Genomic DNA, 12,671 nt, shown 5'->3' with positions numbered 1-12,671 from the left:
CGGCTACGCCACGCGGACGGATGCGCGTCGATCGGCGCGTTCGGTGAGGAACGCGAACGCCACCCCCAGGGCGAACCACAGCGTGGTCTGGATGACCACGGAGGCAATGCGGAAGTCCCACAGCAGCGTCGCCGGGAAGTCCGCCCCGACCTCGTCGATCGTCGGCAGCACCACGTATCCGAGGCCCACCACGACGAGGAAGGCCAGGACCGGTCCGGCGAGCCGGACGGTACGCATCTCCTGGCGCGCGAGGGCCTTCGAGACGACGACCGCCACCGCGAGCGCGGCGAGGCCGAGCACGACCGTCGCGACCCACAGGAGCGTGCGCTGGTCGATGGTGTCCGGGTCCCCCACAGCGGGCGGATTGGCCGGGTACTTCAGGAACGGCACCGCGGCGACGGCGAGCCAGCCCGCCCCGGCGCCGAGCAGGCCGAGCACCGGGCCCGTCAGCCTGGTGTGGCGCCGCGCGAAGTGCAGCACCGAGGCGTACAGCGCACCGAGCGCCAGCCCGCCTAGGGTGGTGGCGAGGATCAGGCCCGCCTGCTGCCCGGTGCGGCTGACGAGGGCGTCCTCGCCGTGGCTGTGGCCGGCGGATCCGGCCTCGTGCGTGTGGGTGTGCGCGCCGGTGGCGGCGTGCTCGGCGGCGGACTCCTCGAGCGCGATCGCGGCCTCGATGTGCGGCTCGCCGACCACGAACGCGACGGCGCCGGCGAGCAGGCCGGCGAGGAGACCGGCGAGCAGGCCGCGCAGCAGGATCCGGGTGTAGGGGCCGGTCAACGGGCTGCTGTCCGAGGCGGCAGCGGCCGGGTGCGACGAGACGGCCCCCGCGCTCAGTGACACGGCAGGCCGAGCAGGTGCCGGCCGTCGTGCATCAGTTCGTGCATGAACATGCCGGTGCGCGACACGGCACCCTGGTCGAACCCGACCAGGTAGAGGGTGACGAAGGCGAGCAGCACGACGGCGGTGATCGCGGCAGCCAGAGCTGCCGAGCCCATCGTGGACTCGGGGGTGTGGACAGTAGCCAAAGCATCCTCCTGGGATAACGCGTCCCGTCGAAAATCCTTGCACCGAGGGAGTTTTCTGACTCCCGGACTTCACATCCGGTCACAGTGGCGCGACCGCTCCGGACTTGCACCGGATTGCCTGCACCTCGGCACGGGTAACGAAGGAACATTCGCACCCCCACCGTCCCCTGTCAAGACGAACGTGCGGGGTGTGGTTCGATGTCGCCGTGGTTCGCCTCACCCTGCTGGCCCACGCCTCGACTGAGGCGCAGCGCGCCGTCCGGTTCCCCGCCGACGAGCCGCTGTCGCAGCGCGGCAGACGCGAACTCGGGCGTGCGGTGACGCCGGTGGCCGACCGCGTCGTCGTGGCGCCGGAGCGCCGCACCACCGAGACCGCGGCCGCGCTGGGTGCGACGGCCGCCGTCGATCCCGCGCTGCGGGACCTGGACTACGGCGACTGGGCGGGGCTGGCCATGGACGAGGTGCCGGCCGCGGGACTGCACGAGTGGCTGACCGATCCGCACGCGGCACCGCACGGCGGTGAGTCCGTCGCGGCGCTGGGCGACCGGGTGGCCCGATGGCTCGACGGCCTGGCGCCGGGACGGGTCGTCGCGGTGACCCACCCGGCGGTGATCCGCGCCGCGACCGGGTACGCACTGGGCGCGGAACCGCGGGTGTTCTGGCGGATCGACGTGCGCCCACTCGCCCGGGTCCGGCTGCACGGACGCGCGGGCCGGTGGTCGCTGCGGCTGGACTGAGCCGCGCTACCAGGTGACGTTCTCCTCGCAGCGCCGCCCGTTGACGGTCGTCTCGACCTGCACGGTGGCGTGTTCGAGGCCGTGCGAGGTGAGGACGGCGCGGGCCGATTCGAGCACCCACTGCGAGTCGTGGTCGCTGATCAGGTGCACGGTGGCGACGTCCATGCCGGTCGTCAGGGTCCACACGTGCAGGTCGTGGACGCCGGTGACGCCGGGCAGGGCGGACAGGTCGGCGCGGACCCCGTCGACGTCGAGATGGGCGGGCGACGCCTGGGTGAGGATGCGCAGCGACGCCGCGGCCAGCCGCACCGCCCGCGGCACCACCCACAGCGAGATGAGGACGCCGACGACGACGTCGGCCAGGGTCCAGTCGAACAGCAGGACCAGCGCGCCGGCGACGAGGACTCCGACGCTTCCGACCGCGTCGGCGAGGACCTCGAGGTACGCACCGCGGACCGCGAGACTGTCCTTCGCGTCGGCGCGCAGGAGCAGCATGACGACGAGGTTGGCGGCCAGACCGGCCGTCGCGGTGAGCACGAGGGCCGTTCCGGGGATGTCGGGAGCGTCGCCGATGCGGCGGACCGCCTCGTAGAACACCCAGACCGCCACGGCGAACAGGAGTGCGGCGTTCGCCATGGCGGCGAGCACCTCGGCGCGGTGCCAGCCGAAGGTGCGGGCGGCGGCGGTGCTGCCGCGTCGCGCGAGGATCAGGGCGGCCATCCCCATGGACATGCCCACCACGTCGGTGAGCATGTGTCCGGCGTCGGCGAGCAGGGCGAGCGAGTCGATCCACAGCGCGACGCCGGCTTCGAGGAGCAGGAACGCCACCAGGATCGCGAGGGCGATCGACATCCGCCGCAGCCGCCCCCGCGACGGTCCCGCCTCACCGGGCACCCCGGCTCCGGCGTGACCGTGCGAATGACCGTGTCCGACCCCCATGATCCTCCCTCCGAAGTTTCGGACATCATATGCAGACATACGCATATGTTCAACGGAGGGGTGCGCGTCAGGACTCGGGCGGGTACGCCGGATGCTCCACCGTCGGCGGCAGGGTCGCGATGGCCGAGATCCGTTTCAGCCCCGCCACCTGGAGCAGGTCGACGATCAGCGAGCGGATCTGCGCGAACACCACCGTGGCCGACAGACCCGCACCCTGTACCTGGTCCGGCTTCATCTCCCGGGCGACACTTCGCAGCACCCGGGCCGCCTCCGCCTGGTCCGGCTTCTCCCCCGGCTCGGCGAGGACCATCGCCCTCAGCACGTCCACCGCGTCGGCCAGTTCGTCGATGCGCCGCACCAGCCGCGGATCGAGGATCTCGTCGTCGCGCACGAGCGAGAGCGACCGGCGCGCCAGCACGCGCGTGTTGCGCATGGCGTTGTCGATCGGGTCCGCCGCGGCCGTGAGTCGTTCGAGCCGCGGCCGGCTGTTCCAGTACAGCGGCGAGATGCGACTGATCTCCTTGCCGCCGGAGATGTTGGTGCGCATCGCGTCGATCGCCGACTGCGTGGCCCGGGCCTCGCGCAGGGCCGCCTCGATCGGCTTCGGATTGTTCTCGACCAGGCCGGTCTCGACCTTGCGCAGCACGTCCGCCGCCGTGGCCAGCACGTTCGCCGCCTCCCGGCGCGCCCGGCGGACCGGATGCGTGGGGATCACGGCGACCACGGCGATGCCGACCAGTCCGCCGACGAGGGCGTCGACCATCCGGTCGACACCCCCGGACCCGCCGGGCGGGATCAGCGTCGCCACCAGCACCGCGGAGTTCCCGGCCTGCATGGAGAAGATCGGACCGCTGTTCAGGGCCACCGCCGTGCCCATCGCCATCGCGACGACGAGCCCGATCTGCCACGGACCGCTGCCGATGAACGAGATGATCAGGTCGCCGACACCGATGCCCACGGTGACCCCGCAGACGAGTTCGACCGACCGGCGCAGCCGCGCCCCCAGAGACAGCCCCAGCGACACCACCGCCGCGATGGGCGCGAAGAACGGCTGCTCGTGACCGACCGGTCCCGTGGCCACCCACCAGGCGATGCCCGCCGCGAGCGCGCACTGCAGGATGGGCAGCGCCGAGGACCGCAGCCGGCGCCCCGACGTGCGCAGCCGCCGGCGGATGCCAGCCCTGGTAGGCAGCCGGGGACTAATCGACGCCAAGCGCTTCGGCTGCGCGGGGATCGCAGTCCTCGAGCAGGTCGAGGCAGCGGGCGTGCTCGTCGGCCTCGCCGATCTCCTTCGCCGCGCGGGCCAGCGTGGCGACGCACCGCAGGAAGCCGCGGTTGGGTTCGTGCTCGTACGGCACGGGACCGAAGCCCTTCCAGCCGTTGCGGCGCAGCTGGTCGAGACCGCGGTGGTAGCCGGTGCGGGCGTAGGCGTAGGCCGCGATCGTCTCGCCGCGCTCGAGGGCGGCTTCGGCCAGGTAGGCCCACGCGATCGACGCGGTCGGGTGGTCGGCTGCCACCTTCGCCGGATCCTCGCGGTTCAGCAGCGCCGATTCCGCTTCGTCGTCGCCGGGCAACAGGGTGGGTTGGGGTCCGAGAAGATCACCGAAAGACGTCATGGCCACCATTGTGCCCACCACCGGACGACGGTCGTTAGGCTGCCCGGGAGAACAGCCGTCCGCTCAGCAAGGGGGATCGCGTGCCGGATCCGAAGAACGAAGACACCACCACGTCCCCCGAACCGGCGACGGGCACCCCCGGTTCCTCCGCAGCGCCCGACACCGAGGGCCACGTAGGCTCGCAGGACGGCACACCGGCCACGGGCACACCCCGTACCTCCGCAGCACCCGACGACGGCGAGGACCCGGCACCGCGCGCAGCCTCGGAAGGCAGCATGCCGGCCACGGATCCCGCCGACGAGCCGGCCTCGGCGAGTGAGGCGGAGACGGTGGCCATCCCGGCCGCGCGTCGCGCCGAGCCGGCGTCCTCCCCCGCCGACGCGCCCACCGCCCGCATCGCCGTCACCACGCACACCCCCAAGCAGGCGCCGCAGCGGATCGTGCCCCAGCGCGCCGAACCGCAGCGGGTCCCGCCGGCGGAGCCGGAGCCGCACCGACCCGAGGCCCGGCGGGTGGAGCCCCAGCGCATCGAACCCCGGCGCGTCGAACCCCAGCGTGTCGAACCCCAGCGCGTCCAGCCGGTCCCGGGGCCGCAGCGCATCGACCCCGTCGCACCCGCCCGGCGGGGCCGGCGAGGCTGGGTGATCGCCGCGCTCGTCGCGGGTCTGCTCGTCGGCGCCGCAGTGGCGGCCGCGGCCGTGAAGGTCTACCTGGACGACCGGGCGGCGAATTCCCCGGAGGCCCGGATCCGCGCCACCGTCGAGACCTTCGTCGGTGCGCTCGCCACCGGCGACCTGACGACGCTGCGCACCACGACGTGCGGCGGACTGCAGGAGTTCTACGCCTCGGTACCGCCCGAGCAGTTCGCCGACATCCACCGCACCGCCGTCGACCAGGGCACCGTGCCCGTCGTCACCGGCGTCGACAAGGTGCAGATCACCGACGGACAGGCCATCGCCCAGGTCACGGCGCACCCCGCCGGGACCCCGACCGACATCACCCAGCGCACCTTCGACCTGGCCCGCGAGGGCGAGGACTGGAAGGTCTGCGGCGAATGACGCGGCAAACGGTAGAGGGCGAACGGTAGCGGCGGAACGACACGACGCGAGCGGTGACGCGGGCCGGGGCCCGTGTCACCGCTCGCGTCGGACTACTGCGCGGGGAGGATCAGCCGGCGGACACCGAGCGACCCGCGGACTTGAGGTCGTTGCAGGCCTCGACGACCCGAGCGCTCATCGACGCCTCGGCCTTCTTCAGGTAGCTGCGCGGATCGTAGGTCTTCTTGTTGCCGACCTCGCCGTCGATCTTCAGCACGCCGTCGTAGTTGGCGAACATGTGCCCGGCGATCGGCCGGGTGAACGCGTACTGGGTGTCGGTGTCGACGTTCATCTTCACCACGCCGTAGCTCAGCGCCTCGTCGATCTCGGACTTCAGCGAGCCGGAGCCGCCGTGGAAGACCAGGTCGAACGGCTTCGAGCCGGCCGCCAGGCCCAGCTTCTTCGACGCGGCAGCCTGGCCGTCGGCCAGCACGGACGGCTTCAGCTTCACGTTGCCCGGCTTGTAGACGCCGTGGACGTTGCCGAACGTCGCGGCGAGCAGGTACTTGCCCTTCTCGCCGGCGCCGAGCGCGTCGACCGTCTTCTCGAAGTCCTCGATCGAGGTGTACAGCTTCTCGTTGATGGCGTTCTCCACGCCGTCCTCTTCACCGCCGACGACACCGATCTCGACCTCGAGGATGATGTTCGCGTCCTTGGACAGGGCGAGCAGCTCCTGGGCGATCTGCAGGTTCTCGTCGATCGGGATGGCCGACCCGTCCCACATGTGCGACTGGAACAGCGGGTTCTCGCCGTTCTTCACCCGCTCCTGCGAGATGGCGAGCAGCGGGCGCACGAACCCGTCCAGCTTGTCCTTCGGGCAGTGGTCGGTGTGCAGCGCGATGGTGACGTCGTACTTCGCGGCGATGACGTGCGCGAATTCGGCGAGCGCGACGGCGCCGGTCACCATGTCCTTGACACCGAGGCCGGAGCCGAACTCGGCGCCACCCGTCGAGAACTGGATGATGCCGTCGCTGCCGGCGTCCGCGAAGCCCTTGATCGCGGCGTTGATGGTTTCGGACGAGGTGCAGTTGATGGCCGGGAACGCGAAGGAGTGATCCTTGGCGCGGGCGATCATCTCGGCGTAGACCTCGGGAGTCGCGATTGGCACGGCGGCTGTCCTCCAGATGAGAGTCGATGGGTGCCTTCCCGGGGGTGCGGGAGGGCTCCAGGGTTGTCCCTGCAGTATGTCAACTGTCGGCGCGGGGACACAGTCGGGTGCCCGCCATGATTCGGGTCACCGGCCTCCCACCGGTACTCTGGTGGCCGTGAGTGTGCTCGGAGGCCTGGAGTCCGTGACCGTCGTCCCGGAGACCGTGACGAATCTGGCGTTACTGCCGGGATTCCTGGACCCGGTGAATCTGCTCAACTCCTTCGGCACCTGGGTGCTCATCGGCCTGCTGCTCGTGGTGTTCATAGAGTCGGGTCTGCTGTTCCCGTTGCTGCCGGGCGACTCGCTGCTCTTCACCGCGGGTCTGATCGCCGCCTCGAAATCCGAGGAGATCCCGCCGTTCGCGCCGCTGTGGGTGCTGATGGTGACGATCCCGATCGCGGCGATCCTGGGCGACCAGGTGGGCTACTGGATCGGCGCCAAGGGCGGTACGCGCCTGTTCAAGGGCTACGACTCGAAGATCTTCAACAAGGGCTACATCGACCAGTCCGAGGACTTCTTCCAGCGGCACGGTCCGATCACGATCGTCCTCGCCCGGTTCGTGCCCATCGTGCGCACCTTCGCGCCGGTCGTCGCCGGCGCGTCCCGCATGAAGTACCCGGTGTTCCTCACCTACAACATCGTGGGCGGCATCGTGTGGGGTGCCGGCGTGACGCTGCTGGGCTATCTGCTCGGTCAGATCGCCTTCATCCGCGACAACATCGACATCATCTTCCTGCTCATCGTGTTCGTCTCCGTCGTCCCGATCATCCTCGAGGTCGGCAAGCACCTGATCGCCAAGCGCAGGGCCGCCGCCGTCGTCGAGGCCGAGGCCACCGCCGTCGAGGCCGAGGCCACTGCGGACACGGTGCCGGTGCCGACGACGCGTCGCGACACCACGCCCTGAGCACGCGCGCGAACGCGTCCTCCATGATTCTCGCCGCGGAGACCTTCGGTCCGCTCGAAACCGCCGGGCCCGCTCTGGTGTGGCTCGTCGTCGTGACGTTCGTGTTCGTCGAATGCGCCATCATCCTCGGCCTGTTCCTGCCCGGGGACTCCATGCTGCTGACCGCCGGGGTCGTGCTGGCCGCCCACCACTCCGGTGCGGCGCAGGTGTGGGCCCTGTCGGTCGGGGCGATGGTGGCCGCGATCGCCGGGAACCAGGTGGGTTACGTGATCGGCCACCGGCGGGGTCACCACCTCATCGCCCGCCGCAACGGCCGGTACCTCAACGTGGCGAACCTGCGGAAGGTCAATGCCCTGCTCGACCGGTACGGGTTCTGGGCGGTGCTGATCGCCCGCTGGATCCCATGGGTGCGGACGCTGTCGCCGCTGGTGGCCGGGGCCGCGCGGATGAACCACACCCGGTACACGATCGCGTCCACGATCGGTGCGATCCTGTGGGCGCCGGTCCTGCTGCTCGTCGGGTTCTACTTCGGCGAGTACCTCGAGCGGGTTTCGTGGCTGCTGCCGACGGTCCTCGCCGTGATGGCCGCCGTCCTCGTCGTGGGCACTGTGCTCGGCGTCCGGCAGTACCGGATCGAGATGGCGCGGCCGGCGGTGGACGTGGAGATCGCGGACGTCGACCCCGACTGACCGTCGGCCGTACGCGAGGTCCGACACGGCCTGAACGCTCCCGGACGTCGACAGCGGTCGCGACCGTTGTCGATGTCCTGAAGGTGGGTGGATGCGCGTTCAGGCGAGGGCGGGGTCCAGGATGCGGCGCGGAGTGTCCGGGTCCAGGCGCACCCCGATGAAGACGATCTCCTGACCCGGCGTCTCGCCGGTCCGGGACCACGGCTGTGCCGGTTCGAGCACCAGGTTGGGGCCGGCCTGCGACCAGATCGCCGCGGTGTCCGGGTCGTCGGCGAACCAGCAGAAGCCCTTGCTGCGCAGCACCCCGTGCAGATTCTCCACGGCCGCCTCGAGCCGGGCGCGGTCGAAGGGGCGGTCGGCGCGGTAGACGACGCTGCGGATGCCGTACTCCTCGGTCTCGGGGGTGTGGCCGCCGGCGAGTTCCTCGGCCCAGCCCGGGGCGAGTGCCGCCGCCTCCGGATCGTAGCGTCCGGTGCCGACGACCTCGCCGATCGGGACGGCGCCGTGGACGGTGCGCAGCAGCCGCGCCGTCGGGTTGAGCCGGCGCAGGGTGGCCTCGACGGCCCCGGCGACGGCGTCGCTCACCAGGTCGGTCTTGTTGAGCAGCAGCACGTCGGCGAATTCGACCTGGTCGACGAGCAGGTCGGAGATGCTGCGCTCGTCGCCCTCGCCGGCCTCGAGTGCGCGCTCGTCGAGTCGGTCGCCGCGCGCGAGCTCGGCGAGGAACGTGGTGGCGTCGACGACGGTGACCATCGTGTCGAGGCACGCGAGCTGCCCGAGGCGGAAGCCGTCGTCGAACTCCCAGTCGAACGTCGCGGCGACGGGCATCGGCTCGGAGATGCCGGTCGACTCGATCACGAGGTGGTCGAACCGGTTCTCCCGGGCGAGCCGCGCGACCGTCTCGATCAGGTCCTCGCGGAGCGTGCAGCAGATGCAGCCGTTGGTGAGCTCGACGAGCTTCTCGGTGGTGCGGTCGAGGCTGCCGTCGACGAGCGCGGCGTCGATGTTGATCTCGCTCATGTCGTTGACGACGACCGCGATGCGCGCGCCGTCGCGGTTGGCGAGGATGTGGTTGAGCAGCGTGGTCTTGCCTGCGCCGAGGAAGCCGGAGAGCACGGTGACGGGCAGTGGGGTCGCGGCGGTCATGCCGTCGACGATAACTGTTATCGATAACCGTTTTCAAAACGGGTGCCGTCGGGTCGCGCAGAACTCGGCCCCGGCGCCCGCTCGGCAGCGACGGCGTACGCCGATTCCATCAGCATCCACCCGCTCAGCTGCACCGACAGATCCCGTTCCGCCACTCCCGAGCTGCGCACCGTGCCACCGGAGAAGCGCGCGATCCCGGGGGCCGTGCCGGGCAGCCGGGCCTGCACGGACCAGTCCCGCCCGAACAACGGCAGCCCCTCGATCTGCAGGCGGTTCGCCCACGCGGCCTGCGCGGACGCGAGCACGATCCGCGCCGCGAGCCGGCGAGCGCGCTCGTCCTCCGCGTCGACGACCGGCAGCGTCGTCGCGACCATCGCGAGGTACCGGACGAGGATGCCGTTGAACAGTCCCCCGTCCCCACCGCCACCGCCGGTGATCACCCCACGCTCGGCCAACTGGGTGTCGACGGCCTCGACGAGGGCGTGCACCCGCTCCCGGTGCCGCGGCTCGCCCATCTGCACCGCCAGCTCGGTCTCCAGGCCGAGCACGACACCCTGGCAGTACGTGTAGACCGCGCGCTCGACCCGGTCACCGCGGATCCCGTCGAAGATCAGGCCGGTCTCCGGATCGCGCAGCGTCTCGTGGATCCAGTCCGCCATCTCCTGGGCCCGCAGCAGCTTGCCGGTGCGGGCGAGCAGCAGCCCCGCCGGGCCGTTGGCCGGTGTGTTGTAGAAGTCGTCACGGCGCCGCCAGGGGATGCCCCCGCCCCGCTCGGGTGCCCACGCCTCGAACAACTCCTTCTCGAGGACGGCGATGGCGTCGCGGCGGTCGACGTACAGGTGCCGCTGCGCGCGCTCGAGAGCGAGGCCGAGCCAGGCCATGTCGTCGAAGTAGTTGTTGGTCCAGCCGAGAAGGTTGCGGATCCGGTGCGAGCGCGTCAGCCGCACCACCCGGCGCCGGCGCCGCGGCGTCGCCTCCCGCTCGGCGGCGTCGACCGCGAGATCGATCAGGTGGGCCTGCCACCAGTAGTGCCAGGTGAGGAAGAGCCGCTCGCGGCGCACCGCCGGCCATCCGACGACTGCGAGCGCGGTGCCGGGCAGCGCCCACAACCGCCGCACGTGCCGCGACGTGACTGCAGCCTCCGCGAGATCCGCCCGCTCGGCCCACAAATCCGACATGTCGTCGCCAACCTCGTCTCACCGTCGCTACCGCTACCAGCTTTCCCCTATCGGCCGCACCTCGTCGAATGTTTCCTCACCAGGCGCGGTCGAGGTCGGCGTGCTGCCGGATCCAGGCGTGCATGGCGATCCCGGCGGCGACGCCGGCGTTGATGCTGCGGGTCGAGCCGAACTGGGCGATGGACACGGTCGTCGCGGCGACCTCCCGCGCTCGCGCCGTCACACCGGGGCCCTCCTGGCCGAACAGCAGCAGGCACGCGCGGGGCAGCTGCGCGGTTTCCAGCGGCACCGACCCGGGTGTGTTGTCCACCGCGACGATCGTCAGTCCCTGTCCGGCCGCCCAGTCGAAGAGGGAGTCGACATCGGGGTGGTGCACGAGATGCTGGTACCGATCGGTCACCATCGCGCCGCGACGATTCCAACGCCGGCGGCCGACGATGTGCACGGCGGCCGCCGCGAACGCGTTCGCCGTGCGCACCACGGTGCCGATGTTCGCGTCGTGCCCGAAATTCTCGATCGCCACGTGCAGCGGATGGCGGCGGGTGTCGATGTCGGCGACGATCGCCTCGCGCGTCCAGTAGCGGTACGCGTCGACGACGTTGCGCCGGTCACCGTGGGCGAGCAGCTCCGGGTCGTAGCGCGGATCCCGCGGGGGTTCGGTGCCGTACTCCTCGACCCACGGACCGTACCCGTGCGGGTGCTCCCCCCACTCGGTGGGACCCGGAACGTCGTCGGGTTGCACGGTCAGAACGTCGTGTTCGAGGTGGCAGCGATCGTGAAACCGTGCCCGGTGGCGTCGTTGACGCAGGAGACGTCGGCGGCGGTGCTCTCGCACGTGTAGCCGAGCCTGCTCAACTTCGACCCGATCGGCAGGACCGGATCGTCGCCGCCGGAGGTGTAGACCGACCCACCCGAGCACATGAACTCCGCGGGTCCCGTATCCTGCACACGAATACCGTTACCCCAGTTGACCATGCAGTTCTCGGGCTGCGGCGGCACCGGATCCGTGACGCCCTCGCAACCCGCCTCGGTGCGGGAGGGCAGCTTGACGATGCCGCACCGGAACCCGCCGTCCGGGCTGGTGAAGTAGTACGACTCGTTGCGCTCGTACTGCACGTCGGCGGGGGTCGTCGGAGCGCTCTCGGGGACCGAGGTGGTCGACGTGGTCTCGGTGGTCGTCGGGGCGGGGGCCACCGTCGTGGTCGTGGTGGTCGTGACGGCCGCGCTCGTCGACGACGCGGCAGCCGGCTCCCCCGCGTCCTCCGAAGAACTTCCGCACCCGGCCAGTGCCAGCACCGCCACCGCGGCCGCACCGATCGACGACATCCGACGCACGTTCACCCGACTCCCTTCCGTCGCTGATCCGCACGCCACTCTAGCGAGACCGCGTCAGCTGCCGGTCACCCACCGGTTGACCAGGCGATTGAGCCGGGCGGGCGTGACCTGGGCGAAGGCGGCGAACGCCTTCGCCTGCCAGCCCACGGCGTGGTGGACACCTGCCGGACGCCGGCCCGGACGGGTCAGCTCGTACAGGGCTCGCGCGACGTCGTCGGCGTCGAGCCGGATCCCCAGCCGCCGCGAGGCCCCGACGTTCATGTCCCGGGTCATCGCCGTGTCGACGAACAGCGGCCACAACGCGACCACCCGGATTCCGTGCGGAGCCCATTCCAGATCGAGGGCCTCGGTCAGCCCGCGCACGGCGAACTTGGTGGCGCTGTAGGTGACGAGCTCCGGCTGTCCGTACAGCGCCGACGCCGAGCAGAGGTTGACCACCTGGGCGCCGGGCGTGCGACGCAGGTACTCGAACGCGCTGTGGCAGCCGGTGATCGTCCCGGCGACGTTGACGTCGACCATCTGCCGGTGCCGCTCGAGCGGGGTCGTCTCGAACGGTCCCGAGGCCAGGACGCCCGCGTTGTTGACGAGCAGGTCCAGGGTGCCGTCGGTGCAGAACGCCTTCAGTGCGTGCTCCCAGCCCGTCGCGTCGGTGACGTCGAGGACCGCGGTGACGACGCCGGGTTGCTCGGCGGCGAGCGCCTCGAGGCCGGCGGCGTCGACGTCGACGGCGGCGACCCGGTAGCCGCGGCGGGCGAGGAGCAGGGCGGTGGCGCGGCCGATTCCCGAGGCGGCACCGGTGACGAACGCAGTGGGCGAATCCATGGTTGCAGCGTAGCGACGCCGAACGTGGCGCAG

General features: G+C 71.1%; 15 protein-coding genes and 1 riboswitch. Of the genes, 4 read left to right on the top strand and 11 right to left on the bottom strand.

From position 1 onward, the window contains the following. Positions 1-3 precede the first annotated feature (3 nt). Positions 4-777: a CbtA family protein gene (locus tag QYS60_RS02995; protein WP_289381239.1), complete on the bottom strand. Its 774-nt coding sequence runs from the start codon at positions 775-777 to the stop codon at positions 4-6. A 53-nt stretch (positions 778-830) separates the two neighbouring features. Further along, positions 831-995, bottom strand: coding sequence for a CbtB domain-containing protein (locus QYS60_RS02990; RefSeq protein WP_003938359.1), 165 nt, complete (start codon positions 993-995; stop codon positions 831-833). Positions 996-1,052: 57 nt separating this feature from the next. After that, a riboswitch (cobalamin riboswitch) is annotated at positions 1,053-1,169 on the bottom strand. Between the two features lie 62 nt (positions 1,170-1,231). Here QYS60_RS02990 and QYS60_RS02985 point away from each other — a divergent pair. Then, entirely contained in the window at positions 1,232-1,762 is a 531-nt protein-coding gene (locus QYS60_RS02985; RefSeq protein ID WP_289381237.1) for a histidine phosphatase family protein, read from the top strand. A gap of 6 nt (positions 1,763-1,768) precedes the next feature. Here QYS60_RS02985 and QYS60_RS02980 read toward each other — a convergent pair whose 3' ends face one another. The 3 genes from QYS60_RS02980 to QYS60_RS02970 form a co-directional block, all read right to left on the bottom strand. Continuing rightward, positions 1,769-2,701 carry a cation diffusion facilitator family transporter gene (locus tag QYS60_RS02980; protein ID WP_371382399.1) on the bottom strand — a complete coding sequence of 311 codons (933 nt, stop codon included), beginning with the start codon at positions 2,699-2,701 and terminating at the stop codon, positions 1,769-1,771. A gap of 67 nt (positions 2,702-2,768) precedes the next feature. Continuing rightward, a complete protein-coding gene (locus QYS60_RS02975) occupies positions 2,769-3,914 on the bottom strand; it encodes an aromatic acid exporter family protein (protein WP_289381234.1) in 1,146 nt (381 codons plus the stop codon). Then, complete coding sequence (locus QYS60_RS02970; RefSeq protein ID WP_003938363.1) at positions 3,901-4,317, bottom strand: DUF3151 domain-containing protein; 417 nt, start codon at positions 4,315-4,317, stop codon at positions 3,901-3,903. Before QYS60_RS02970 ends, QYS60_RS02975 begins: the two co-directional genes overlap by 14 nt. Before the next feature lie 80 nt (positions 4,318-4,397). Here QYS60_RS02970 and QYS60_RS02965 point away from each other — a divergent pair, with 80 nt between their 5' ends. Further along, on the top strand, positions 4,398-5,375 hold the full coding sequence (locus QYS60_RS02965; RefSeq protein ID WP_371382398.1) for a hypothetical protein: 978 nt from the start codon (positions 4,398-4,400) through the stop codon (positions 5,373-5,375). Between the two features lie 109 nt (positions 5,376-5,484). Here QYS60_RS02965 and fbaA read toward each other — a convergent pair whose 3' ends face one another. Next, the gene (fbaA, locus tag QYS60_RS02960; RefSeq protein ID WP_371382397.1) at positions 5,485-6,522 is read right to left on the bottom strand and encodes a class II fructose-bisphosphate aldolase; all 1,038 of its coding nucleotides are present in this window, start codon (positions 6,520-6,522) and stop codon (positions 5,485-5,487) included. A gap of 151 nt (positions 6,523-6,673) precedes the next feature. On the opposite strand from fbaA, the gene QYS60_RS02955 reads away from it, so the two are divergent. Together QYS60_RS02955 and QYS60_RS02950 are read left to right on the top strand one after the other, a co-directional pair. After that, complete coding sequence (locus QYS60_RS02955; protein WP_289381546.1) at positions 6,674-7,468, top strand: DedA family protein; 795 nt, start codon at positions 6,674-6,676, stop codon at positions 7,466-7,468. Positions 7,469-7,491: 23 nt separating this feature from the next. Beyond that, entirely contained in the window at positions 7,492-8,157 is a 666-nt protein-coding gene (locus QYS60_RS02950; protein ID WP_289381545.1) for a DedA family protein, read from the top strand. A gap of 99 nt (positions 8,158-8,256) precedes the next feature. Here the strand turns inward: QYS60_RS02950 and QYS60_RS02945 are convergent, their stop codons facing one another. From QYS60_RS02945 to QYS60_RS02925, 5 genes are all read right to left on the bottom strand, one after another. Continuing rightward, entirely contained in the window at positions 8,257-9,303 is a 1,047-nt protein-coding gene (locus QYS60_RS02945) for a GTP-binding protein (RefSeq protein ID WP_289381544.1), read from the bottom strand. A 17-nt stretch (positions 9,304-9,320) separates the two neighbouring features. Beyond that, entirely contained in the window at positions 9,321-10,481 is a 1,161-nt protein-coding gene (locus QYS60_RS02940) for a glycoside hydrolase family 76 protein (RefSeq protein ID WP_289381543.1), read from the bottom strand. A gap of 76 nt (positions 10,482-10,557) precedes the next feature. Next, the gene (locus QYS60_RS02935; protein ID WP_289381541.1) at positions 10,558-11,223 is read right to left on the bottom strand and encodes a TrmH family RNA methyltransferase; all 666 of its coding nucleotides are present in this window, start codon (positions 11,221-11,223) and stop codon (positions 10,558-10,560) included. A gap of 2 nt (positions 11,224-11,225) precedes the next feature. Next, positions 11,226-11,807, bottom strand: a complete 582-nt coding sequence (locus QYS60_RS02930; RefSeq protein WP_371382396.1) for a hypothetical protein — start codon at positions 11,805-11,807, stop codon at positions 11,226-11,228. Between the two features lie 63 nt (positions 11,808-11,870). Further along, positions 11,871-12,638, bottom strand: coding sequence for an SDR family oxidoreductase (locus QYS60_RS02925; protein WP_289381537.1), 768 nt, complete (start codon positions 12,636-12,638; stop codon positions 11,871-11,873). Between the last annotated feature and the right edge of the window lie 33 nt (positions 12,639-12,671).

This window comes from Rhodococcus sp. GXMU-t2271 (genome assembly GCF_041414735.1).
GTDB classification, from domain to species: domain Bacteria; phylum Actinomycetota; class Actinomycetes; order Mycobacteriales; family Mycobacteriaceae; genus Rhodococcus; species Rhodococcus indonesiensis.
This window is presented reverse-complemented; position numbering and strand designations above follow the sequence as displayed.